A 21,790-nucleotide genomic window follows, 5' to 3' on the forward strand; every position below is an offset into this window, starting at 1 on the left:
ATGCCCCGAACCGCAGAGTCCGGGGCATCCCCACATTCGAGGGTCAGGCGCGAGCGGCCTCCGAGACGCGACGCGCGGCGGCGAGAGCCTGCTCAAGATCGGCCTTGAGGTCGTCGATGTTCTCCAGACCCACCGACAGCCGCACCAGACCCGGCGTGACGCCCGCGGTCAGCTGCTGCTCCGGGGTGAGCTGCGAGTGCGTCGTGGATGCCGGGTGGATGACGAGCGAGCGCACGTCGCCGATGTTGGCGAGGTGGCTGAACAGCGCCAGGCTGTTGACGAACTCGCGACCGGCCTCCACTCCGCCCTTCAACTCGAACGACAGCACGGCGCCGACACCCTTGGGGGCGTACTCGTTCGCCTTCGCGTACCAGGGCGAAGACGGCAGACCCGAGTAGTTCACCGTGGCGATGTCGGAGTGGTTGTCGAGCCATTCGGCGATCTCCTGCGCGTTCTGCACGTGGCGCTCGATGCGCAGCGACAGCGTCTCGATGCCCTGGATCAGATTCCAGGCGCTCTGCGGTGCGATCGACGAACCGAGGTCGCGCAGCAGCTGCACCCGCGCCTTGATGATGTACGCGAGCGCGTCTCCGACCGCGGCCGTGTAGACGGCGCCGTGGTACGACGGGTCCGGCTGGGTGAGCTCGGGGAACTTCTCGGCGTTCTCCGACCAGGCGAACTTGCCGCCGTCGATGATCGCGCCGCCGATCGTGGTGCCGTGGCCGCCGAGGAACTTCGTCACCGAGTGCACGACGATGTCGGCGCCGTGCTCGAACGGACGGATCAGATACGGCGTGGCGATCGTGTTGTCGACGATCAGCGGGATGCCGCTGTCGTGCGCGATGTCCGCGATGCCGCGGATGTCGAGCACGTTGATCTTCGGGTTCCCGATGGTCTCGGCGAAGAACAGCTTCGTGTTCGGGCGCACTGCAGCACGCCACTCCTCGAGGTCGTCCTGGTTCTCCACGAACGTGACCTCGATGCCGAGCTTGGCGAGCGTGTACTTGAACAGGTTGTACGTGCCGCCGTAGATCGAGCTCGACGAGACGATGTGGTCGCCCGCCCTGGCGATGTTCAGCACCGCGAACGTCGACGCCGCCTGGCCGCTGGAGAGCACGAGGGCGCCGGTGCCCCCTTCGAGCGCCGCGAGCCGCTGCTCGAGCACGTCCTGCGTCGGGTTCTGGATGCGCGTGTAGATGTTGCCGAACTCGGCAAGGGCGAACAGGTTCGCCGCGTGGTCGGCGTTGTCGAACACGTACGACGTGGTCTGGTAGATCGGCGTGGCGCGGGCCTTGGTCACCGGGTCGGGAGCGGCGCCGGAGTGGATCTGCTTGGTCTCGAAACGCCAGGTCTCGGGTGCGGACATGTGTGCCTCCTGGGCTGTGCTGAGATGATCCGGCGGATGCCGTTCCAGAGAGCGTACGGAATCCCGCGTGTGTCGACAAAGCCCGGGAAATGTTACGTAACACCTGCGAGAGCGGAAATCGCGCGCGGAAGCCGTACGGTGGAGGCATGGCGACACGACGTGCAGTGGTGACTGGGGCGAGTTCGGGTATCGGCGAGGCGACGGTGCGCGACCTGCGCGCCCGCGGCTGGGACGTCGTGGGCGTCGCCAGACGCGCGGACCGCCTTCAGGCGCTCGCCGATGAGACCGGCGCGTCCGCGATCGCCTGCGATCTCACCGACCAGGATGCCGTCACAGCACTTCTCGCCGAGATCGATGCGGCCGGCCCCGTGCACGCCCTCGTGCAGGTCGCCGGAGGCGCCCGCGGCACCGATCGGGTCGAGAACGGCTCCACCGCGGACTGGCAGTGGATGTACGACGTGAACGTCCTGGCCACGCAGCGCCTCGTCGCCGGCATCCTGCCCCTGCTGCGGCGTGCCGCGGCAGGGGACGGCCATGGCGACCTCGTCTTCGTGACGTCGACGGCCGCTCAGACCGCGTACGCGGGCGGTGGCGGGTACAACGCCGCGAAGGCCGCCGAGTCGATGCTCGTGAAGGCCCTGCGTCAGGAGCTGAACGGCGAGCCGATCCGGGTCGTCGAGGTCGCGCCGGGGCTTGTCCACACCGAGGAGTTCACCCTGAACCGGCTCGGCGGCGATCAGGTCGCGGCCGACGCCGTGTACGCGGGCGTGGACGCTCCACTGACCGCGCACGACGTGGCGGATGTCATCGGCTACGCGCTGGATGCCCCCGGCCATGTGAACCTCGACCTCATCACGATGCGTCCCGTCGCGCAGTCCGCGCAGCACATGCTGGCCCGCGGCCCGCTGCGGGTCCGGCCGGAGCTCGAGGACTGACGCCTGTGCCGGCTCGGTCATTGGCACAGCTGGCGGACGAGGGCCTGCTGGATCCCGGCTGGGCGGAGGCGCTCGCGCCGGTGGCCGAAGTCATCAGCGGCCTCGGCGACCGGTTGCGCGCGGAGCAGGAGAACGGTGCCGGGTACCTCCCGGACGGCGCGCACGTGCTGCGCGCGTTCCAGCGCCCGCTCGCCGATGTGCGGGTGCTCATCACCGGCCAGGACCCCTATCCGACGCCCGGGCACCCGATCGGGCTGTCGTTCGCGGTCGAGCGCCACGTGCGTCCGCTGCCGAGGAGCCTGGGCAACATCTACGCCGAGCTGCACAGCGATCTCGGCATCCCGCCGGCCCCGCACGGCGACCTGACGGCATGGAGCGACCAGGGTGTACTGCTGCTGAACAGGGTGCTCACGGTCAGGCCGGGCGCACCCGCATCCCACCGCGGCTGGGGCTGGGAGCAGGTCTCGGAGCTCGCCATCCGCACGCTCGTCGCCCGCGACCAGCCGCTCGTCGCGATCCTGTGGGGGAGGGATGCCGCGAACCTGCAGCCGCTCCTCGGCGACACTCCTGTGATCGCCTCGCCGCACCCTTCGCCGCTGTCGGCCAGACGGGGGTTCTTCGGCTCCCGGCCGTTCTCCCGCGCCAACGCGCTGCTCGAACAGCAGGGCGCGAAACCGGTGGACTGGCGCGTCGAGCGCGAACTATAGGCTGAACGCATGCAGTTCGAGCCCGGCGACCAGCGTCGACGGCTGCCGCGCCACCTGCGCGCACCCGAGCCCGCGCCGGACGAGTTCTCGTTCACGATCCGCCCTGCGCGCGCGGGCGATCTGCCCGATGTCAGGGCCATCTACAACCACTACGTGGAGAATTCCGTCGTCACCTTCGACGAGAAACCGTCGACGCACCGCTACTGGCGCGAGAAGTTCGCGATGCTGACGAAGCTGAAGCTGCCGTTCCTCGTCGCAGTGACTCCCACGAGCCAGGTCATCGGGTACGCGCTCGTGCAGCCGTGGGCGAGCAAATCCGCGTACCGCTACACGGTCGAGAACTCGATATACCTCGGGCCCGGGGCCGGCGGAAAGGGGCTCGGCTCGGCGCTCCTGCAGGCGCTGATCGAGGCCTGCGAGCAGATCGGCCTGCGCGAGATCGTGGCCGTGATCAGCGACAGCGGCGCAGAGGCGTCGATCCGCTTGCACGAGCGGCACGGTTTCGCCGAGGTGGGGCGGATGGGGCGCGTCGGGTTCAAGTTCGGCCGGTCGCTCGGCACGGTCTACCTGCAGCGCTCGCTCAAGCCGAAGCCGCGTCGCCGCCGGGGATGACGGGGATCGCGGAGAGCAGTCGCCTGGTGTAGTCCTGCTGCGGGTGCAGCAGCACATCGGCGGTGGAGCCGCGCTCGACGATGCGGCCGTCCTTCATGACCGCGACCGTGTCGCAGAGGTTCTGCACCACTCCGATGTCGTGCGAGACCAGGATGAGCGTGAGGTCCTCCGTCTCGAGCAGGCCGCGCAGGACTTCGAGGATCTGCGCGCGCACGGTGACGTCGAGGGCGGAGAGCGGCTCGTCGCCGACCAGGATGCGCGGGCGGTGCACGATGGCACGGGCGATCGCGACCCGCTGTCGCTGCCCGCCGGAGAACTCGTGCGGGTACCGCTCGGCCATCGCCGGATCCAGACCGACCTGCGTCAGCACCTCCCGCACACGCGCACGCCGGTCGCCGTCGATCCCGAGGGCCCACAGCGGCTCGGCGATGATCTGCCCCGCGCTCATGCGTGGATCCAGTGACGCGTACGGGTCCTGGAACACGAGTCCGGTCGCCCGGCGGATCCAGTGCAGCGATCGGGCGGATGCCGCGGCATCCACCCGCTTCCCGTCGACGTCCACGGTGCCGGCGGTCGGCCGGTCCAGACCGAGCAGGAGCCTCACGAGAGTGGACTTGCCCGAGCCGGACTCGCCGATGACGCCGATCGACTCGCCGGCCTCGATGCGCAGATCGGTCGGATGCAGTGCGGACTGCGTACGGGCGCGCTCGAACATCGTGTGCTTCGGCACCGGGAACTCCCGGCTCAGCCCGTGGGTCTCGATGAGGCTCATGCACCGCCGCCTTCCGGTCGCCACAGCGTCGCGGTGGCGTCGCGCAGCAACCCCTGGGTGACGGGGGATGCCGGCGCGGACAGCAGCGTCGGCACCGGCGCGGCTTCGACGAGCCTGCCGTTCTCGAGGACCACGCCGTGCGTGGCGACCTGCGCGAGGACGGCGAGGTCGTGGGTGATGAACATCAGGGACATGCCCTGCTCCGAGACGAGCGAGAGCAGCAGCTGGAGGATCTCGGCCTGGATGGTGACGTCGAGCGCCGTGGTCGGCTCATCCGCGATCAGCAGCCGCGGCCGGCAGGCGAGCGCCATCGCGATCGCGACCCGCTGCCGCTGACCGCCCGAGAGCTGATGCGGGTACTTGTCGACGATCGTCTCCGGGTCGGGCAGGCGCACGCGCGCGGCCTCTTCGATCGCGCGGGCGCGCGCTTCGCGCTTGCCCACCCCGGTGTGGATGCGAATGGACTCCGCGATCTGACGACCGACCGTGCGGATCGGGTTGAGCGCCGTGCGCGGCTCCTGGAAGACGATGCCGATGTCGTCGCCGCGGAAGCGGGCGAGTTCCCGGTCCGGCATCCCGATCAGCTCGGTGCCGTCCCAGCGGATGCTGCCGTGCGCCTGCGCGCCGTCGGGCAGCAGGCCGAGCACGGCGAGGGCCGTGATCGACTTGCCGGAGCCCGACTCGCCGATCAGGCCGAGGCGTGCGCCGTCGGGAACCTCGAAGGAGATTCCGTCCACGACCCGGCGGCCGTCGACCTCGACGACGAGATCCTGCACTTCGAGGCTCATGCGACCACCACCGGTGTGTGGGTCTCGGCCGAACGGTGCTGCAGCGTCGGGTCGGTCGCCTCTCGCAGCGCGTCGCCGAGAAGATTGAGAGCGAGCACCGTGATCGTGATGGCAAGACCCGGCCAGATCACCGACAGCGGGTGGATGCTGATGTACCGCTGCAGATCGGACAGCAGGATGCCCCACGACGGCTCCGTGACGGAGGCGCCGAAGCCCAGGTATGATAGGCCGGCCTCGGCGAGCACCGCGACGGCCATCGACCACGACAGCTGCACGATGAAGACCGGAGCGACGTTGGGCAGCAGGTGGCGCACCAGGTTCTGCGCAGCGGTGAGCCCGGAGGCGCGCCCGGCGAGGACGAAGTCGCTTCGCTGAACGCGACGGAGCTCCGGGCGCGTGACGCGGGCGATGTTCACACCGAAGCCGATGCCGACGGCCCAGATGACGACCCACAGCGACCCGCCCCACACCGAGGAGATCATCATCGCGATGATGAGCACGGGGAACGCGATCAGGATGTCGACGAGGACGGCGACGGTCTCGCGCATCCAGCGGAAGGTAAGCGCGCCGAGCGCCGCCAGCGCGATGCCCACGATCGTGGCGACGATGCCGGCGCCGATGCTCACGAAGGCGGTGGTGCGGGTGCCCGCCATGATGAGGCTGAGGATGTCGCGGCCGGTTCCGTCGGTGCCGAGCAGATGCGGCCACCCCGGCGCTGCCCAGCGACCCCGTACGTCGGCCTCGCGCGGATCGAACGGCGTCCAGAACTGGGCGATGATGGCGACGACGGCGATCACCGCGACCGCGATGAGACCGAAGCGTCCTGTCGCGCTGCTCCAGAGGCGACGCAGCCAGCGGGGCATCATGCCTCCCTCTGTCGTGGGTCGACGAAGTGATGGACGAGGTCGACGATGAAGCCGATGACGAGCACGAGACCGGTGAGGACGAGCAGCTCGCTCTGCACCTTCACGAGATCGCGGGTTCCGACGTCGGCCACCAGCATCCGCCCGATGCCGGGCAGGGTGAACAGCTGCTCGATGATCACCGCACCCACGACGATGCCGGCGACCTGGAGGCCCAGCACCGTCACGATCGACAGACCGACGGCCGGGATGCCGTGCTGGATGAGCGCGCGGTTGCGGGTGAGGCCCTTCGCGGCGGCTGTGCGGACGAAGTCCTGCCCGCGCGCCTGCAGCGTCGCACTGCGCACGAAGCGCAACAGCATGGCCCCCTCGACGATCCCGATCGTCAGCGCCGGCAGTATCAGCGCGCGGAACGCCTGCCACGGGTGATCCCACCCGCCGCGCGGGAATCCCTGGGCGGGCAGCCAGCCCAGCCACACGGCGAACACGACGATGAGCATCATTCCGGCCCAGATGACCGGCACTGCGGCGAGGGCCTGTGCGGTCACGCTCAGCGCCGTGCCGCCGGGCCGTCCCCGCAGGAGCGCGGAAAAGACGCCGAAGGGCACCGCGATGAGCAGGGCGACCACGAGCGACATGATGCCGAGGGGCACCGTGACCTGCGCCTTCTCGGCGAGCTCGGCGCCGACCGAGGCCCCGCTGAGTTGCGAGGTGCCGAGGTCGCCGGTCAGCACGCCGCCGATCCACTCGCCGTACTGCACGGGCAGCGGGCGATTGAGCCCGAGGGACTCGCGCAGCGCCTCGACCGTGGCGGGTGACGCCTGAGTGCCGGCGATCAGCTGGGCGACGTCACCGGGGAAGACCCGGAGAGTGAGGAAGATGAGCACGCTCGACACGAGGAGCCCTGCGATCAGCAGGACCCCCCGTGTGAGCGTGTAGCGGATCACCCGGCGTCACTCAGCGGCGACGGTCACGCCCGCGAGGTTGATGCGCGAGTTGATCGAGTCCTGCGGGAACCCCGTGACGATCGGACGAACCGCCGTGATGGTCTGGCCGGTGTACAGCCAGTCCGCCGCGTGGTCCTCGGAGACCAGACGCGCGGCCTCGGCCAGGAGGTCGGCGGAGGCGTCAGGGTCGATCTCTGCGAGCGCCTCGGCGTACAGGCTCTGCACCTCGGGGTTGTCGTAGTTGAAGTAGTAGTTCGGGTTGGCGAAGTTGCCGAAGTCGCGCGGCTCGACGTGCAGCACGAAGCTGAGCTCGTAGTCCTTGTTCGTGTAGACGTCCTCGAGCCAGGTGGGGAATTCGACCGAGTCGACCTCGAGCGTGACGCCGATCTTCGAGAAGTCCGACACCAGCACCTGCGGCACCGTGGTGCCGTAGAACGACGGGATCGTGAGGGTCAGATCGAGATCCTCCTGACCTGCCTCCGCGAGGAGTTCCTTGGCGCGTGCAGGGTCGTACGGCGCGACCTCGGAGAGGTCCTCGTAGCCGGGGTCGAGTTCGGGGATCGGTCCGTACAGCGGCTCACCCGCTCCGACGGCCTCGATGAGCGCCTCGTGGTCGATGCCGAGGCGGAGAGCTTCGCGCACGCGCACGTCGTCGAGCGGAGCCTTGGCGTTGTTGAACGCGAGGGTCGCCTTGTCGGTGGTGCGGCCCTTCGTCAGGACGAACTCGCCGGAATCCTCCAGCTGCGGGGTGAGGTTCGGATCGACGGCGGTGAGCACGTCCAGGCTTCCGTCGAGGGCGGCGTTCACGCCCGCGGTGAAGTCGGGGATGTACTCGAAGACGACCTCGGCGACGCCGGCGGGCTCGCCCCAGTAGTCGGCGTAGCGGTCGAACGTGATCGTGCTGCCCTTGCTCCAGTTCTGCAGCGTGAACGGGCCGGTGCCATTCTCGGCACTCTGCAGATCGGTGTCGTCACCGCTCTTGAAGACGAGGCCCGCAGGTCCGGTGAGGGAGAACAGGAAGTTCTGGTTCGGCTCGGTCAGCGTGATGACGACCGTGCTCTCGTCCGGCGCCTCGACGGATGCCACACCGGCGAACTCCGCGAAGCCCTGCAGGGTGTCGTCGGTGCGGACGGCTTCGTACGAGGACACCACATCTGCGGACGTCAGCGCGGCGCCGTCGTGGAAGGTCACGCCCTCGTTGAGAGTGAAGGTGTAGGTGAGCCCGTCCTCGGAGACCTCGTAGTCGGAGGCGAGTCGCGGCTCGATCTCGTTCTCCTGCGTGCGGGTCACGAGGCCCTCGTAGATGTTGTCGACGAGGATCTGCTCGAGCGCGGCACCACTCGTGTGGCGGATGTCGAGGTTAGTCGGCTCGAGGACGAGTCCGACGGTGAGGGTGGCGTCCGGGTCGGGATCGCCGCCGGAGGTCTGCACGACCTCGGGGGCCGACCCGGTGCAGGCGCTCAGGATGACGGCGGTCGCGGCGAGCGCGGAGATGACGGCGAGGCGTCTGGTTCGTCGGAACATGTGGTTGCGGGATCCTCTCGGGGCGGCAGATGCTGTGTGCCGGTTCGGGTAGAGCCTAGAAGTGGTGGTGCGAAGTGAACTGAACGACGGAATGCGACGTCACATTCCTCAGCCGACGGCGTCGGCAGCCGCGCGGATGAGCTCTGCGAGCTCGGCGGGAGCGGTCTCCTGGACGTTGTGGGTGGCGTCGATCGCGACGATGCGGGCGTCCGGCACGCGGCGCTTCAGCTCCTCGGCATCGGCTTCGCTGACGAAACCGCGCGTCGCGCGCACCAGGGTGAGCGGAGCGGAGACACCGGCGAGATCCGCCCAGCCGACGCCGGACTCCGGGGTGGGCGCCGACAGAGCTTTGGCGGCGAGGTGGGCGAAGTGGTGCTTCCACTCCACGCGTCCGTCCGTGCGCACCCGGGTATTGAGGAATACACCGCGCTCGGTCTCGGGCCGGGTACCGCCGAACCCCAGCGCCATCGCGCGGTCGACGAGCTCGTCCCTGGTCGCGAAATCCGTTGGGCCCTCGTAGAAGGCGCGCAGCGCAGCGGGGCCGCCGCTCGTGTCGATGCCCGGGGTGATGTCGACGACGATCAGTTCGCGGACGAGTTCCGGATGGGTGGATGCCACGGCAGCCGCCGTGAGTCCGCCGAGTGACTGCCCGACCAGGATCTGAGGTTTTGACGTCCATGCCTCGAGCGCGAGTGCGACGTCGGGGGCGAGCGTGTGCGCCGTGTAGTCGGCATCGTCGCGCCAGCTGGAGTCGCCGTGACCGGCGAGGTCGATCACGAGCACGGGCTGCTGCAGCAGCAGAGCCGTGTTGTCCCAGGTATGCGCGTTGAGACCCGCCCCATGCAGCAGGGTGATCGCCGGAACGCCGTCGCCGTAATGCAGCGCACTCAACTCCCGCCCGTCGGGAAGCGTGAGGGAGAGGCGTTCGGCGGAGGGGACCGGCAGACTGAGCGCCTGCGCCTGGCCGGGAAGGTAGCTGAACTCGCTGGTCTCAGTCATCACGCCCATATTCTGCTCTGAACAGCGTGGCCGCGCGAAACTTGAGAGCAATCTGCCCAGCGAATGTGCGTAACAGGTTGCTACAATGCTGAACAGATGGCGACCGGGCGATGCATTCTGTATTTCGCGCTCCTGTGGTCGCTCACAGCGGACGTTGTTACTGTCGTGCTCCATGCGGCAGTCGATTCTCTCCCCGCGCTTCCGTCCGGGCAAGCAGTTCGCGCTGAGCTGGAGCATTCCCGACTCGTTCGGCGGGATGACGGGAGCGCTCATGCACCGCTCCAGGGCCTTCGTCCGTCTGGCGCACCATCCCGTTGACGTGCTCACTCTCGACGACCGGCTGGACTACCCGGATCTCGAGCGGCGACTCCGCGCGAGCGGGGAACTCATCGACGGCATCCGGATCATCAACATCTGGGAGTGGCTGCGCGCGCATGAGGTGACGGCGGCCGACGAACCGCCGGCGCACGTCCACAGCCCGATCGTCCCGGACGCGGACGTCCGCGATCACCGGCGCGGTGCCGTCGTGCTCCTCAGGGAGCGGAGGGCATCCGAAGACGATCGCATCCTCGCCGTAGACCGGTTCCGCGCGGATGGCAGTCTGCTGGTCAGCGATCGGCGCGACCCCGAGACGCGCGAGCGCAGCGTCGTCCTCTACGACGGGGCAGGGTCTCCGGTGCGCGGCTGGGGCAGTGTCTGGGGCGTCTACCGGTACTGGCTCGATGAGGTGATCGGCCAGGAGGAGAGCTTCCTCATCGTCGATTCGAAGACCGCCGCGCGATTCGCCCGCACTTACCGGCGGCGCAACGTCGTGACGATGCACGTGCTGCACGGATCGCACCGCACCGCGGACGGAAGGGCGCTCAGCTCGTCACGGCGCGACGTGCTCGAGAATCTGGGCGACTTCGACTCCGTGGTCGTGCTCACCGAGGGCCAGCGCGACGATCTGATGCGCGATCTCGGCCCTCAGGCGCATCTCGCCGTCATACCGAACGGCTTCAATCCCGTGATCGGCGAAGGCGGCCCCGTCGGCGACCGCGTCCGCGGCAGCGGCATCATGCTCGCGTCGTTGATCGCGCGCAAGCGCGTCTCGCACGCAGTGAAGGCGGTGAACAGGGCGTCGGCGTCCGTGACGGCGACGCTGGACGTGTTCGGCGAGGGAGAGCGTCGCCCGCTGCTGGAGAAGACGATCCGGTCTCTGGGCGCGCAGGACCGCGTGCGGCTGCGTGGTCATGACCCCGCAGCTCGAGCCGCTTTCGCGACGGCGGACTTCATGCTGCTCACGTCGAAGGCGGAGGGGCTCCCGCTCGCGCTCGTGGAAGCGATGGCCGCGGGTTGCATCCCGATCGCCTACGACATCCCCTACGGCCCATCCGACGTGATCGTGGACGGCAGGAACGGCTTCCTCGTGACTGCCGGCGACGTCGACGCACTGGCACAGCGCATCGTCGAGCTGCAGCGCATGTCCGACGACGATGTCGCCGCCATGCGGCGACGTGCGCAGGCGACGGCATCCCGGTTCGGCGACGAGGCGGTGACCCGTGCCTGGGCGCGCGAGATGGAGAAGGCGTACGAACGGAAGCACGCCGCATCCGCTTCGGGATCCTTCATCACGCGGTCTCGCCGGGCCGCAGGCAGGGCGAAGCGCCGCATCACGCGTCTGAGCGGCGGATACGACCACTCGGACGCGTGAGCGGCAGCCGCTCGGATGCCACGGTGCCGGCGAAACGCGCGAGGCGATGCGACGGTGCCTCCAGGAATCTGTGGAATGCGGCGGCGAGGAGCAGGCTGAGGGGTGTGCCGACCGCTGCCACCAGCGCCCATCGGTCGCTGCCCCAGAGATAGGCGAGGGTACCCAGGACCGGGACGTGCACCAGATAGAGGCTGTACGACGTGCGCCCGAGCCACTGCGAGACACGCCCTTCCAGCAGGCTCCGCAGCAGCGGCCAGCCCATGGCGGCGATGATGACGAGCGCGGCACCGACGCCGGCGAGTCCCCAGAGCGTGCGGCCGAACACGGTTCCAGGAGCGGCGACAGGCCGTGCGAGCCAGCTGGCGATCATCAGGGCGAGCGCCAGGGCGGTCAGCCACGGCCAGAACGCGCGGCTTCGGGGGCGCTGCAACCACGCGAGCAGGTCGTCTAGGCGGACGGCCATCAGCGTGCCGAGCAGGAAGACCGGCAGGTACACCAGGGCCTCCACATCCACGATGCGGCCGAGAACCGTCAGCGCGCACGCCGCGGACGCGGCGAGCAGCGCGTGGCGGCGCAGCAGCACCGCCAGCCCCACGAAGACCGGAAGCGTGAGAGAGAAGATGAGCTCCCACCGCAGCGACCACAGCACGTTGTTGATGTCGTAGCTCTGCGGGAGCAGCAGCGCCTCCTCGAAGAACGTGCCCCACGTCACGGTCGTGGCCTGGGCGTTCTGCATCCATGATCCATCCGGCATCCTCGTCGGATCCCGCGGCAGGAGCGCGATCAGCGCGGTGGCGAGCACCACGGAACCCCACACGGGCACGTACAGTCTCAGCACTCGAGTCGGGTAGTAGCGCAGCCAGGAGAACCCGTCGCGCAGCACCGGCAGCGCGACGACGAACCCGGACAGGACGAAGAAGACGAGCACAGCCTCGGTGCCGGCGAACGCGAGCTTGCTGGGACTCTGCGTGAGCCATGCGGCCAGAACGCCGTCCAGGTGCGGCATCGCGATGAGGCTGCAGTGGTAGATCACGACGACCAGCGAGGCCCATCCGCGGACCCCGTCAAGACTCGATATGCGCTGAGAGCTCGCCATCGGCACCCACGCTAGCCGTGGGGTCTGAGCCTAAGCTGGGGGACATGAGTGAGACGCGAGTGCACCTGTCGAAGACCGAGCCGAGCGCCTACAAGGCGCTGGAGGAGTTCTCGCGCACGGTGGGGGAGATCTGCCGCACGAACGGCATCGACGATCGCCTCAAGGAGATCGTGATGATCCACTGCTCGCAGCTGAACGGATGCGCCTACTGCACCCGTGTGCACCTCGACCGCGCAGTGAAGGCCGGGCTCGACATCGACACGCTCACCCAGATTCCGGCATGGCGCGAGAGCGGGGTCTTCTCGGAGCGCGAGCGCGCCGCCCTCGAACTGGCCGAGGCCTTCACCTTCATCCACGATGGCGGAATCTCGGACGAGGTGTACAACCGCGTCGGCAGTGTGTTCACAGAGAAGGAGTACGCGGCGCTCAGCTGGGCATGCGTGTCGATCAACGCGTTCAACCGCGTCGTGGTCGCCGGGCGCTACCCGGTCCCTCCGCGCGGCGACAGGGCGACGGCGTGACGGTCCTCGAGATCGGCGGCGTCTTCAACGCGCGTGACGTCGGCGGGATGCCGGTTGCGGGGGGACGCATCCGAGACGGCGTGCTGCTGCGCTCCGGGAGCCTCGTCGCCGCGACCGCGGCAGGGGTCGCCGAGATCGAGCACCGTGTCGGACACATCATCGACCTTCGCGACGGGCAGGAGGTCGCCGAGGCTCCGTCTGCGGTGAGGTCGGTGACGACGACGAGCCTTCCGCTCTTCCTCGGCTCGGTGGCGTCGTTCTTCGACGACGACATGGGCCTTGAGGAGATGTACCGTCACCTGCTCGAGGAGAGCGGGGAGCGGCTCGCGGATGCCGTTCGCGTGATCGCCCGTGAAGAACGCACTCTCGTGCACTGCACGGTCGGCAAGGATCGCACCGGCGTCACGGTCGCCCTCGCTCTTTCCGCCGTCGAAGCGGACAGGGATGCCGTGGTCGCCGACTACGCGCTGACGGAGTCCCTGCTGCCGCAGGAGCGAAATCGCCGGATCACCGCCTTTCTGCGGGCGCAGCATCCGCACGCCGAGAACGCCGTAGCGCTCGCCACGCTCTCTCCCGCGGCGGTCATGCAGAGCCTGCTCGACGAGGTCGACGAACGCTGGGGATCGGCCGGCGACTACCTGATCGCACACGGGCTGAGCGACGACGATCTGCAGACGCTCCGCTCCACACTGATCACTCGTTGACACGGAGCTCCGAGCGAGCAAGGTAAGGCAACCCTTCATCGGTGTTACGATGGACGCATCATGACGATCTCCACCGACATCCGCAGCGGCAGGGCCCAGCGTCGGGCCGCGCGCCTGCGTTCGCATCACCTGGTGACGGCTGACGAGAACTCGCTGCTGGAGCTCGAGACCTTCCTGGCCACGCTCCCGCTGTGCGCATCGGGTCGTGTGTTCATCGAGGTTCCCGAAGCGAGCGACATCGGAGTGATCGAGGCGCCCGCACGTATGACCGTGACCTGGCTCGCCCGCTCGGCGCGCTCGGGTGCCCCGGGCAGCGGCCGTTCCTGCACGCCGGGCACGGCGCTTTCCCGTGCGACGTGCGCATGGGCCGATGAGATGCTCTGCGACGGCGAACTTCCGACGCACGTCACCCTGCTGGGCGGCTACCTCGGCACCGCAGACATCGTCGAGCACTTGACCGGCGCACTCTGCGTCCCGGCGGACACGATCAGCGCCCCGGAGCGCTTCGGTCTGCTGCCGGTTCAGGGACCGGCCCTCTAAGACCGCACGTAGTTCCCGTCCTCGAGGCCCGCTTCGATCTCGAACCTGTTGCGCAGCGGATCGCGACCCGCGAACAGGTACAGCACCGGCATCAGGAACCCGTAGCGCAGCCACTGAGCCTTGTGCACGGCCTCGTGCCGCAGCACCGCCTCGCTCGGCGCGGCCGCGCCGGTGAGATAGCATCCGCCGACGCAGACGCCGCCGCGATTGAACGTCCACTTCGGCATGCCGCGGAAGATCCACAGACCGTTCCGGCGCTCGACCGGGCCGGTGCTCCACAGCGTGCCCCACACCCAGCCGACTATGGTTCCCCACGCGTAACCGGCACGGCTGATCGGAGACCGGAGCAGGAACGACGGGATGCGGCGATCGAAACGGCGGCCGCGCGCGAGGGCCGCCTCCGCCGTCGGTCGCCAGTCCGCCGTGGCACGGTATCGCGCCATCATGCGACCGCGCCCACGAGCCGGAGGATCGCCCCGAGATCCTCCACGGCGTCGAGCGGCGTGCGGGGAGCGAAACCGGAGATCGTCGCGCCGGCGAGGGGCACACGCGCGCGCAGTGCCCGGATCGCCGCTGCCAGCGCCGCGGCGGACGCACCGAACGGCGCGGCCGTCGAGACGCCGGCGATCTCGGCCGGATCGAGAACGTCGACGTCGATGTGTATCCACACACGAGCGGCGTCCGACGCGGCCACGGCGTCGGCGAGGACATCGGGCTCGGCCAGATCCGCCACCGAGAGCCGAGTGAGACGCGACAGGGGCTCCTGCTCGGCGTCGTCGAGCACTCTGGCGCCGACGACGATCACGCGTTCCGCAGGGAGTCCGGGGGACAGGGCCAGCTGAGGTTCGCCCTCGCCCAGGACGGCTCGCAGTGCCATCCCGGAGAACGCGCCCGACGGTGAGGTCTCATCGGTGTGCAGGTCGGGATGCGCGTCGCACCAGACCACGGCGAGATCCTCGCGGTCGATGGTGTCGAGGGCTGCCACGGTCACACTGCAGTCGCCCCCGATGATCACGGTGTCCGGTGTCATCGCCTCCGCGACCATCGCGCGGATGCGTTGCAGTGAACTCAGACGGTGGACGCCCGTGCCGAGGGACTCGCCGGCCTCCAGCGGGACGTCGAGCACCGTGGTGGCATTGCGGGGAAGGTCGCCCGCGATCGCCGACGCGCCGTCGACGAGGAGCATCGCGCGCGTGGAGGGTGAGCCCTGCCACTGGGGAACGACCAGGAATCGGGCCATCAGGGTTCACCCTCCATCAACGCGGGAGTCTCAGGACTCGATCTGCGACTGCGCCTGCGAAGAGCCGCCGGCCTTCAGCTCGGCCAGGCGCGCCTCGACCTCGGTCAGCTCGCCGAGGTCGTCGAGGCTCTCGAACTGGGCGTCGAGGCTGGACGCGGCCAGTTCGACCTTGCCCTGCGCCAGTGCCTCCTGGCGGCGGACCTTGTCCTCGAAGCGGCCGAGCTCGCTGGTCGGGTCGAGCACGTTGATCGACGAGACGGCATCCTGCACCTTGGTCTGAGCCTCGGCGACCTTGGCGCGCGCGAGCAGCTCGCTGCGCTTGGCCTTGAGCTCGCCGAGCTTCTCCTTCATGCCGTTCAGGCCGCTCTTGAGCTTGTCGACGACCTCGGTCTGCGAGGTGATCGTCGGCTCAGCTGCCTTCGCCTCGCGCTCTTCGCTGATCTGACGCTGCAGGGCGATCTTGGCGAGGTTGTCGAACTTGTCCGCGTCGGCGGTGCTTCCCGCCGAGCGCAGCTCGTCGGCCTTGCGGCTGGCGGCGAGTGCCTTGTTGCCCCAGTCCTTCGCGGCCTGGACATCCTCTTCGTGGTCGCGCTCGAGCAGCCGCAGGTTGCCGATGGTCTCGGCGATGGCGGCTTCGGCATCGGCGACGTTGTTGGTGTAGTCGCGGACGAGCTGGTCGATCATCTTCTGCGGGTCTTCGGCCTGGTCGATGAGGGAGTTGATGTTCGCCTTCACCAGCGTCGAGATGCGACTGAAGATGGACTGCTTGGCCATGGTGTTTCCTTTCGGTTGGAACGGAGTCTTTCGAGGTCGTGAGAACAGTGAGCGGACTAGAACCGGCCCCCTCTGGACCGGCCGCCGCCGCGTGAGCTGCTGCGGGAACCACCGCCGAAGCTCGAGGGCCTGCTGCTGCGGCTGCTTCCGCTCGAGCGCCAGCTGCTGCCGGAGCTCCAGCCGCCGCCACCGCCGCCTCCGCCGCCGCCGCTGAACAGTCCGCCGATGATGCCGCCGAGAATGGCACCCCCGAGGTCGCTGCCGCGGTTGTAGCCGCCGCCGGACCAGCCGCCGGCGTTGAAGGTGTCGACCTCGCTGCGCGCGTACGAGAGCGCCTCGGAGGCGAGGCTGTAGGCGCGAGTCGCCCGCTCAGTGGCGAGCACCGGATCCGCGGCCTGCGCGGCGACGGCTTCGGCAAACGCGGAGTTCGCCTCGGCGAGCCGCGTGCGCGCGGTGGCTCCGACTGCTCCGCGGCGAGTGGTGATGAAATCGCCGGCCGTGGCGATCTGCGCCTGTGCCTGGGTGAGTCGCTGCTCGAGCAACCTCCGCGCGCGCTGTGCCTGTTCCGACGCCTGCCGGACCTGGCCGAGCGCGGCGTCGATCTCGGCGTTGGCCGAGGTGAGGTCGTCGAGCACCTGCTGCGGGTTGCGCGCGGCGGACCGGAGGGCGGTCTGCGCGGCGTCGATGTTGGACCTCGTCCTCGCCACGATCGGGGCCAGCTGCCCCTGCGCATCGGCGATCGCCCCGGCAGCCGCGATGTCGGCTTCGAGATCGGTGATCATCGCCTGCGCCTCGCCTTCGACGGCGACGAGATTCGCACCCAGGGTGGTGACGGCGTCGACGAGGTTCTCGCTCTGCTCCACTGCTTCCTCCGCCGTGCGGATGGAGAACGCGGCCTCTCCGTTGCGGCCCGCAGCGATGGCGGCTGCGGCCTCGGCGATCTCCGTGTCGGCGAGGGAGAGGCGCTGTTGCGCCTGGGCGGGGTTGTCCGCGACCGGGGCCAGCGCCGCCGGATCGTAGGTCTGCTGCAGCGTCGCGAGAGCGGGGCCGGCTGTGACGACCGTCTGCTCCGCCGTCGTGCGTCGCGCCTTTATGCGCTCCAGGGCCTTGGGCGCTTCGGCTTCGAGCTTGCGCAGCTCTTCGAAGGCCTCGATGTTGTCATTGAGCAGGTCGTCGGCCTCGTCGCACAGCTGGATGATCCGAATGTGCCATGCGCGTCGCTGCTGCGGCGTGTCGGGGATCTCGTCGTCGAGCTGCTGCTTCATCGAGAACGCCTCGGCGACCTTCGCCCGGGCGGCCTCGACGACCTGGACGAACACTTCGCTCGAATCGTCGCCGTACTGAGCGACCGCGAAGCCGACCTCCTGCCGGCTCGACGTGATCGCGTCATCCGCCTGCACGAGAGCACTGCCGGCCTGCTTCTCGAGGTCCTCGTCGCTGATGGCTGCATACGGATCGTTCGGATCGGGAACCGCGACCTGCGCGGTCTGCTTCTTCTTCCGCGATCGCGCGACGAGCACGATGATCAGGATCAGCGCGGCGAGTGCCACCAGCAGGATGATCACCCAGACGAAGCCACTGCCATCGGACGTCGACTGCCCGGGAAAGGCGCCGGCCGCGGCGAAGACCGCCCCGCTCCAGTCACTCGCTCGCAGCTCGTCCTCCATGGCCTGCACGACGCGATCGATCTCGCCATCGCTGAGCGGTCCGTTCTCGTCCGCGGAGATCGCGTACTGACCGGCATCCACGGCCACAGCGACCAGGTACTGGTCGGTGCCGAGCCCGTTCTCCACCGCGGTCCGGTCGGTCCACTCGACACTGTCGGAAGGGTCCGTGAACTGGTCGACGAACACGACGTAGAGATCTCCGCCGTCCGCCTCGGCCAATTGGGAGAGTCGCGCATTCGCGGCCTCGATCTCGCCCGAGGAGAGCACTCCCGCATCGTCGGTGACGAAGCCCGAATCGAGCGTCACCGGCGGCGTGGCGACGGCGGCGGAGACGGCCGCCCCCGACACGAACATCGCTGCGATCAACCCCAGCATGATCGTCAACCGAGTTCGCATTGCACTCCCTCCGCGGGATCGTTGGGCCCTGGCGCTCCGAGTCTATTCACTGGCGGTGACAGACGATAGCGACTCTAGGGAAACAGTCTGTGTCGCCACCGAGAAGCGAACGCCGACGCATACCCTTGAAGGCATGGACGACATGTACGGTTCCGACGTGCTCGCCGCGGGATGGCGTGACCGTGGCGCCAAGAAGGTTCTCGACGTGCCCGCAGAGCGCGATCTCGTCGTCGAGGTCGCCGGGGACGGCTACTGCGGAGCGGTCACGCGGGTGCAGGGCGGAAACGTCGAGCTCGAGGACCGTGTCGGCCGAAAGCGAGTGTTCCCGCTCGGCGGGGGATTCCTGATCGACGGCGAACCCGTGCGCCTGACCGCACCGGCCCCGGTGAAGCAGGCCGTCCGCCGCACGGCATCCGGATCCTTCGCCGTCGGCGACCAGCGGGCGCGTACCGCGCTGCCCAGCCGCATCCTCGTCGAGGGCAAGCACGACGCGGAACTCGTCGAAAAGGTCTGGGGTGCCGACCTGCGCGTCGAAGGCGTCGTCGTCGAGTACCTCGAAGGCGTGGACAAGCTCGATGAACTGCTCCAGAGCGCACCCCCGAACAGCGCGCGCCGGTACGGCGTGCTTGTCGACCACCTCGTCCCCGGGTCCAAGGAGACCCGCATCGCGGACGCGATCATGCGCGGTCCGCACGGCCGGCACCTGAAGATCGTCGGTCACCCGTTCATCGACGTCTGGCAGTGCGTGAAACCGCAGGTGCTCGGCATCCAGCGCTGGCCGGAGATTCCGCGCGGCACCGACTGGAAGACCGGCATCTGCAAGGCGTTCGGCTGGCCGCACACGGAGCAGGGCGACACCGGTCGTGCGTGGCAGCACATCCTCGGCAAGGTCACCACCTACCGCGACCTCGAGCCCGCACTGCTCGGCCGGGTCGAGGAGCTGATCGACTTCGTCACCGAGCCTGCCGGCCGCTGACGCGCGGGCGCTCCGGATACTCTTGATGCATGCCTGAACCCCGCACCTTCCGCGATGAACCGGTCTCCTTCGTGCGCCGGAGCGGACGGATGTCGGAGGCCCAGGAGCGCGCTTTCGCCGAGCTGGCTCCGCACTACCTGCTCGATGTGCCGCGGGATGTCGCCTGGACCAGCGTGCATCCGGAGGCGCGTATGGATCCGGTGGCGGAGTACGGCCGTGAGGCGCCGCTGATCGTCGAGATCGGCTCCGGCCAGGGGCACGCCATCGTGTCGGCGGCATCCTCGCGCCCTGACGAGGACTTCCTCGCCGTCGAGGTGTTCCGGGCGGGGCTCGCCCGCACCATGCTCGACGCCGACAAGGCCGGCGTGCGCAATCTGCGTCTGGTGGAGGCGAACGCACCGGAGGTCCTGTCGACGTATCTCCCCGAGGGGGCGGCGACCGAAGTGTGGATCTTCTTCTCCGACCCGTGGCACAAGAAGCGGCACACCAAGCGCCGGCTGATCCGGCCCGGTTTCGGCGATGCTGCCGCTCGTGCCCTCTCCGACGGCGGGCTGCTGCGCCTGGCGACGGACTGGGAGGACTACGCGCTGCAGATGCGCGAGGTGCTCGACGCCGAGCCGCTGTTCGAGCGCGCGTTCGAGGGGGAGTGGGCAGAGCGCTTCGACGGTCGTGTGATGACGGCGTTCGAGCGCAAGGGCATCGCCAAGGGGCGCGAGATCCGGGATCTGGTCTACCGGCGGAAGCCCCGGGCGTGACGGCTGCCGGCGTCCGCTGGGCACCCGGCCTCGCGCCTGCGCTGCTGGTCTGCCTCGCCGCTCCGGCCTTCTTCGTCGCCGAGTGGACGTGGCTCGGCTGGGTACTCCTCGCCGCCGGGATCGGGGCGGCCTGGCTGATCGAGCGGTGGCGGACGGTGGATCGGCCCGTTGTCCGCGCCGGTGCACGTCTGGAAACAGCCAGGGATGTCACGGCATCCGCTCCTTCGCTCACGCGCGATCTCTCGCTCATCGCGATCGGGCTGCTGATCGTCAGCGTCATCCCGCTGGCCGCGGAACTCGACAACCTGGCGATGCTCCGGTTCACCCTCGCGCTCGGCGGCGCCGTCGTCGTGCCGTACCTGATCTCGCGGTTCGTGTTCCGCGAGCGGGCGATCAGCTTCCCGTGGCGCACCGGGAAGCGCTGGGGCCGGCTGCAGTGGACATGGCTGATCGCCGTGCTGGTGCTCGGGTGGCTGATCCTGCCGTTCTACTTCATCACCAGCGGCGTGTTCCAGAACTGGCCGGTCGTGGACTCTCCCGAGCTGATCGCGCGCCTGTTCGTCGGTGTGGGCGCGGTCGGCATCTGGGATGAGCTGTTCTTCATCTGCACGGTGTTCGCGCTGCTGCGCAGGCACTTTCCGGATGCCGTCGCGAACGTGCTGCAGGCGATCGTGTTCGTGTCGTTCCTGTGGGAGCTCGGGTACCGGGAGTGGGGGCCGGTTCTGACGATCCCGTTCGCGCTGCTGCAGGGATTCATCTTCCTGCGCACGCACTCGCTGGCATACGTCGTGACGGTGCATCTGCTCTTCGACGCCGTCGTGTTCGCGGTGCTCGTGCACGCGCACAACCCCGGGCTGCTGCCGGTGTTCCTGGTCTGACCTGCCGGCGGGGTGCAGAATCGGTCTCATGCTCATCATCGGCCTGCTGCTGGCCGCCCTTGCGGCGGCGTTCCACGTGTTCATCTTCGCGCTCGAGTCGCTGCGGTGGACCGAACCAGAGACCCGCAGGATCTTCGGCGTCGCCAGCGAGGCGGATGCCGAGACCACGAAGCCGCTCGCGTTCAACCAGGGCTTCTACAACCTGTTCCTCGCGATCGCGACGCTGCTCGGCATCGTGCTGGTGCTGTCGGGACTTGCGACCGTCGGGCTGACGCTCGTGTTCACCGGCACGGCGATGATGCTCGCGGCGGCGCTGGTGCTGGTGCTGTCGAACCCGAGGATGGCGAAGTCTGCGGCGATGCAGGGCGGACTGCCGCTCGTGGCGATCGTGGTGACCGCCATGGCCGTCGGGATCAGCTGACCGCCACCGGCTGACGGAGTAGGGTCCGGCGCCTCGCTGGGTCGCCCTTGCGCGGGTCGCTGAAGTAGATCTCGTGGTGCGTGCCCCTCAGCCGCATGCCCTGCTCGGGGATGAACTCCTCGTGCATCTTCGCGAGCACCGGCGCCTCGTCGTCGTACGAGCCGACGTGCAGCGTCTGCGCGCACAGCCCCTCGTGGAGCGTCTCGAGGCGCACCTCGCCCACCCGCGCCGAGGGGTTCTTGGCGGATGCCTTGGCGACGGCATCCGCGAACATCGCCTCGTCGATCCACTCGGGCTGCATGATCATCAGGGTCCAGTGCCACCGCGCCTTGTCGCGCGACGTGGTGAACGAGGCGTGGTCATCGGCCCACCACAGGCCCTCGAGCGGCATGACGGCGTAGTCGCGGTCGAGGCCCTGTTTGCTGGCGAACTTGAGGGTGTAGGCGAGCGGGTAGAGCGCCTCGACGGCTGTCGTGAACTCAGGGGCGCTGTTCGGGTCGCCGTGGCCGTCGATCATGAGGTAGCCGAGCGCGGGCACCTCGACGAGGTCGAATCTGCCTTTGCGTGCCCGGTACGCGTCGATCGTCTTCTTGAAGTCGACCTTGGCGTTCATATC

General features: G+C 68.9%; 24 protein-coding genes. 11 read left to right on the plus strand and 13 right to left on the minus strand.

The genetic code is table 11. The features are described 5' to 3' along the window. Positions 1 to 43: 43 nt before the first annotated feature. Entirely contained in the window at positions 44 to 1,366 is a 1,323-nt protein-coding gene (locus MAE01_RS00975; protein WP_147037684.1) for a bifunctional o-acetylhomoserine/o-acetylserine sulfhydrylase, read from the minus strand. Positions 1,367 to 1,512: 146 nt separating this feature from the next. Here MAE01_RS00975 and MAE01_RS00980 point away from each other — a divergent pair, with 146 nt between their 5' ends. Genes MAE01_RS00980 through MAE01_RS00990 form a run of 3 tightly spaced genes read left to right on the plus strand, consistent with a single transcriptional unit; the run spans position 1,513 to position 3,620 of the window. Beyond that, on the plus strand, positions 1,513 to 2,301 hold the full coding sequence (locus tag MAE01_RS00980; protein ID WP_186806078.1) for an SDR family oxidoreductase: 789 nt from the start codon (positions 1,513 to 1,515) through the stop codon (positions 2,299 to 2,301). Between the two features lie 5 nt (positions 2,302 to 2,306). Next, complete coding sequence (locus tag MAE01_RS00985; protein ID WP_147037685.1) at positions 2,307 to 3,008, plus strand: uracil-DNA glycosylase; 702 nt, start codon at positions 2,307 to 2,309, stop codon at positions 3,006 to 3,008. A gap of 9 nt (positions 3,009 to 3,017) precedes the next feature. Then, a complete protein-coding gene (locus tag MAE01_RS00990) occupies positions 3,018 to 3,620 on the plus strand; it encodes a GNAT family N-acetyltransferase (RefSeq protein WP_147037686.1) in 603 nt (200 codons plus the stop codon). Here MAE01_RS00990 and MAE01_RS00995 read toward each other — a convergent pair. From MAE01_RS00995 to MAE01_RS01020, 6 genes are all read right to left on the minus strand, one after another. Then, positions 3,589 to 4,392 (minus strand): ABC transporter ATP-binding protein, encoded by an 804-nt coding sequence (locus MAE01_RS00995; protein ID WP_147037687.1) that lies wholly within the window; start codon positions 4,390 to 4,392, stop codon positions 3,589 to 3,591. The two genes, MAE01_RS00990 and MAE01_RS00995, sit on opposite strands and share 32 nt — an antisense overlap. Continuing rightward, the gene (locus tag MAE01_RS01000; RefSeq protein WP_147037688.1) at positions 4,389 to 5,180 is read right to left on the minus strand and encodes an ABC transporter ATP-binding protein; all 792 of its coding nucleotides are present in this window, start codon (positions 5,178 to 5,180) and stop codon (positions 4,389 to 4,391) included. Before MAE01_RS01000 ends, MAE01_RS00995 begins: the two co-directional genes overlap by 4 nt. Beyond that, positions 5,177 to 6,046: an ABC transporter permease gene (locus MAE01_RS01005; protein ID WP_371861751.1), complete on the minus strand. Its 870-nt coding sequence runs from the start codon at positions 6,044 to 6,046 to the stop codon at positions 5,177 to 5,179. The genes MAE01_RS01000 and MAE01_RS01005 overlap by 4 nt, the downstream gene beginning before the upstream one ends. Continuing rightward, positions 6,043 to 6,990: an ABC transporter permease gene (locus MAE01_RS01010; protein ID WP_147037690.1), complete on the minus strand. Its 948-nt coding sequence runs from the start codon at positions 6,988 to 6,990 to the stop codon at positions 6,043 to 6,045. The genes MAE01_RS01005 and MAE01_RS01010 overlap by 4 nt, the downstream gene beginning before the upstream one ends. Before the next feature lie 6 nt (positions 6,991 to 6,996). Continuing rightward, positions 6,997 to 8,514 (minus strand): ABC transporter substrate-binding protein, encoded by a 1,518-nt coding sequence (locus MAE01_RS01015; protein WP_147037691.1) that lies wholly within the window; start codon positions 8,512 to 8,514, stop codon positions 6,997 to 6,999. 108 nt (positions 8,515 to 8,622) lie between these two features. Next, positions 8,623 to 9,522 carry an alpha/beta fold hydrolase gene (locus tag MAE01_RS01020; RefSeq protein WP_147037692.1) on the minus strand — a complete coding sequence of 300 codons (900 nt, stop codon included), beginning with the start codon at positions 9,520 to 9,522 and terminating at the stop codon, positions 8,623 to 8,625. A gap of 163 nt (positions 9,523 to 9,685) precedes the next feature. On the opposite strand from MAE01_RS01020, the gene MAE01_RS01025 reads away from it, so the two are divergent. Continuing rightward, the gene (locus tag MAE01_RS01025; RefSeq protein ID WP_186806079.1) at positions 9,686 to 11,206 is read left to right on the plus strand and encodes a glycosyltransferase; all 1,521 of its coding nucleotides are present in this window, start codon (positions 9,686 to 9,688) and stop codon (positions 11,204 to 11,206) included. Here MAE01_RS01025 and MAE01_RS01030 read toward each other — a convergent pair. Further along, on the minus strand, positions 11,166 to 12,302 hold the full coding sequence (locus MAE01_RS01030) for an acyltransferase family protein (protein ID WP_147037694.1): 1,137 nt from the start codon (positions 12,300 to 12,302) through the stop codon (positions 11,166 to 11,168). The genes MAE01_RS01025 and MAE01_RS01030 overlap by 41 nt on opposite strands. A 44-nt stretch (positions 12,303 to 12,346) precedes the next feature. Between MAE01_RS01030 and MAE01_RS01035 the strand changes: the two genes are divergently transcribed. The 3 genes from MAE01_RS01035 to MAE01_RS01045 are packed head-to-tail and all read left to right on the plus strand — an operon-like array spanning position 12,347 to position 14,067. Further along, the gene (locus MAE01_RS01035) at positions 12,347 to 12,823 is read left to right on the plus strand and encodes a carboxymuconolactone decarboxylase family protein (protein ID WP_147037695.1); all 477 of its coding nucleotides are present in this window, start codon (positions 12,347 to 12,349) and stop codon (positions 12,821 to 12,823) included. Next, positions 12,820 to 13,527, plus strand: a complete 708-nt coding sequence (locus MAE01_RS01040; RefSeq protein ID WP_186806080.1) for a tyrosine-protein phosphatase — start codon at positions 12,820 to 12,822, stop codon at positions 13,525 to 13,527. Before MAE01_RS01035 ends, MAE01_RS01040 begins: the two co-directional genes overlap by 4 nt. Positions 13,528 to 13,587: 60 nt before the next feature. Beyond that, positions 13,588 to 14,067, plus strand: a complete 480-nt coding sequence (locus MAE01_RS01045) for an SIP domain-containing protein (RefSeq protein WP_147037697.1) — start codon at positions 13,588 to 13,590, stop codon at positions 14,065 to 14,067. Here MAE01_RS01045 and MAE01_RS01050 read toward each other — a convergent pair. The 4 genes from MAE01_RS01050 to MAE01_RS01065 are packed head-to-tail and all read right to left on the minus strand — an operon-like array spanning position 14,064 to position 18,144. Then, positions 14,064 to 14,513, minus strand: a complete 450-nt coding sequence (locus MAE01_RS01050; RefSeq protein ID WP_229718301.1) for a Fe-S oxidoreductase — start codon at positions 14,511 to 14,513, stop codon at positions 14,064 to 14,066. The genes MAE01_RS01045 and MAE01_RS01050 overlap by 4 nt on opposite strands. Next, on the minus strand, positions 14,510 to 15,307 hold the full coding sequence (locus MAE01_RS01055) for an arginase family protein (protein WP_147037698.1): 798 nt from the start codon (positions 15,305 to 15,307) through the stop codon (positions 14,510 to 14,512). The genes MAE01_RS01050 and MAE01_RS01055 overlap by 4 nt, the downstream gene beginning before the upstream one ends. 30 nt (positions 15,308 to 15,337) lie before the next feature. Beyond that, positions 15,338 to 16,081, minus strand: coding sequence for a PspA/IM30 family protein (locus tag MAE01_RS01060; RefSeq protein WP_147037699.1), 744 nt, complete (start codon positions 16,079 to 16,081; stop codon positions 15,338 to 15,340). A 56-nt stretch (positions 16,082 to 16,137) separates the two neighbouring features. Next, positions 16,138 to 18,144 (minus strand): TPM domain-containing protein, encoded by a 2,007-nt coding sequence (locus MAE01_RS01065; RefSeq protein ID WP_147037700.1) that lies wholly within the window; start codon positions 18,142 to 18,144, stop codon positions 16,138 to 16,140. Positions 18,145 to 18,277: 133 nt separating this feature from the next. Here MAE01_RS01065 and MAE01_RS01070 point away from each other — a divergent pair, with 133 nt between their 5' ends. The 4 genes from MAE01_RS01070 to MAE01_RS01085 are packed head-to-tail and all read left to right on the plus strand — an operon-like array spanning position 18,278 to position 21,174. Beyond that, positions 18,278 to 19,120: a DUF3097 domain-containing protein gene (locus MAE01_RS01070; protein ID WP_147037701.1), complete on the plus strand. Its 843-nt coding sequence runs from the start codon at positions 18,278 to 18,280 to the stop codon at positions 19,118 to 19,120. A 29-nt stretch (positions 19,121 to 19,149) separates the two neighbouring features. Further along, the gene (gene trmB, locus MAE01_RS01075) at positions 19,150 to 19,875 is read left to right on the plus strand and encodes a tRNA (guanosine(46)-N7)-methyltransferase TrmB (RefSeq protein ID WP_147037702.1); all 726 of its coding nucleotides are present in this window, start codon (positions 19,150 to 19,152) and stop codon (positions 19,873 to 19,875) included. Next, positions 19,872 to 20,753 carry a CPBP family intramembrane glutamic endopeptidase gene (locus tag MAE01_RS01080; RefSeq protein WP_147037703.1) on the plus strand — a complete coding sequence of 294 codons (882 nt, stop codon included), beginning with the start codon at positions 19,872 to 19,874 and terminating at the stop codon, positions 20,751 to 20,753. Before trmB ends, MAE01_RS01080 begins: the two co-directional genes overlap by 4 nt. 28 nt (positions 20,754 to 20,781) lie before the next feature. Further along, on the plus strand, positions 20,782 to 21,174 hold the full coding sequence (locus MAE01_RS01085) for a DUF1304 domain-containing protein (RefSeq protein ID WP_147037704.1): 393 nt from the start codon (positions 20,782 to 20,784) through the stop codon (positions 21,172 to 21,174). Here MAE01_RS01085 and MAE01_RS01090 read toward each other — a convergent pair. Next, a complete protein-coding gene (locus MAE01_RS01090) occupies positions 21,167 to 21,787 on the minus strand; it encodes a GyrI-like domain-containing protein (protein ID WP_147037705.1) in 621 nt (206 codons plus the stop codon). The two genes, MAE01_RS01085 and MAE01_RS01090, sit on opposite strands and share 8 nt — an antisense overlap. Positions 21,788 to 21,790 lie beyond the last annotated feature (3 nt).

It is taken from the genome of Microbacterium aerolatum (assembly GCF_007988825.1).
GTDB classification, from domain to species: Bacteria; Actinomycetota; Actinomycetes; order Actinomycetales; family Microbacteriaceae; genus Microbacterium; species Microbacterium aerolatum.

Bases quoted from the DNA above. Each gene is read 5' to 3' on its own strand.
- MAE01_RS01030 (WP_147037694.1), bottom strand. From the start codon at position 12,302: ATGGCGAGCTCTCAGCGCATATCGAGTCTTGACGGGGTCCGCGGATGG.
- MAE01_RS00980 (WP_186806078.1), top strand. From the start codon at position 1,513: ATGGCGACACGACGTGCAGTGGTGACTGGGGCGAGTTCGGGTATCGGC.
- MAE01_RS00975 (WP_147037684.1), bottom strand. From the start codon at position 1,366: ATGTCCGCACCCGAGACCTGGCGTTTCGAGACCAAGCAGATCCACTCC.
- MAE01_RS01025 (WP_186806079.1), top strand. From the start codon at position 9,686: ATGCGGCAGTCGATTCTCTCCCCGCGCTTCCGTCCGGGCAAGCAGTTC.
- MAE01_RS00995 (WP_147037687.1), bottom strand. From the start codon at position 4,392: ATGAGCCTCATCGAGACCCACGGGCTGAGCCGGGAGTTCCCGGTGCCG.
- MAE01_RS01045 (WP_147037697.1), top strand. From the start codon at position 13,588: ATGACGATCTCCACCGACATCCGCAGCGGCAGGGCCCAGCGTCGGGCC.
- MAE01_RS01000 (WP_147037688.1), bottom strand. From the start codon at position 5,180: ATGAGCCTCGAAGTGCAGGATCTCGTCGTCGAGGTCGACGGCCGCCGG.
- MAE01_RS01015 (WP_147037691.1), bottom strand. From the start codon at position 8,514: ATGTTCCGACGAACCAGACGCCTCGCCGTCATCTCCGCGCTCGCCGCG.
- MAE01_RS01055 (WP_147037698.1), bottom strand. From the start codon at position 15,307: ATGGCCCGATTCCTGGTCGTTCCCCAGTGGCAGGGCTCACCCTCCACG.
- trmB (WP_147037702.1), top strand. From the start codon at position 19,150: ATGCCTGAACCCCGCACCTTCCGCGATGAACCGGTCTCCTTCGTGCGC.
- MAE01_RS01050 (WP_229718301.1), bottom strand. From the start codon at position 14,513: ATGATGGCGCGATACCGTGCCACGGCGGACTGGCGACCGACGGCGGAG.
- MAE01_RS01065 (WP_147037700.1), bottom strand. From the start codon at position 18,144: ATGCGAACTCGGTTGACGATCATGCTGGGGTTGATCGCAGCGATGTTC.
- MAE01_RS01070 (WP_147037701.1), top strand. From the start codon at position 18,278: ATGGACGACATGTACGGTTCCGACGTGCTCGCCGCGGGATGGCGTGAC.
- MAE01_RS01035 (WP_147037695.1), top strand. From the start codon at position 12,347: ATGAGTGAGACGCGAGTGCACCTGTCGAAGACCGAGCCGAGCGCCTAC.
- MAE01_RS01005 (WP_371861751.1), bottom strand. From the start codon at position 6,046: ATGATGCCCCGCTGGCTGCGTCGCCTCTGGAGCAGCGCGACAGGACGC.
- MAE01_RS01090 (WP_147037705.1), bottom strand. From the start codon at position 21,787: ATGAACGCCAAGGTCGACTTCAAGAAGACGATCGACGCGTACCGGGCA.
- MAE01_RS01020 (WP_147037692.1), bottom strand. From the start codon at position 9,522: ATGGGCGTGATGACTGAGACCAGCGAGTTCAGCTACCTTCCCGGCCAG.
- MAE01_RS01085 (WP_147037704.1), top strand. From the start codon at position 20,782: ATGCTCATCATCGGCCTGCTGCTGGCCGCCCTTGCGGCGGCGTTCCAC.
- MAE01_RS00990 (WP_147037686.1), top strand. From the start codon at position 3,018: ATGCAGTTCGAGCCCGGCGACCAGCGTCGACGGCTGCCGCGCCACCTG.
- MAE01_RS01060 (WP_147037699.1), bottom strand. From the start codon at position 16,081: ATGGCCAAGCAGTCCATCTTCAGTCGCATCTCGACGCTGGTGAAGGCG.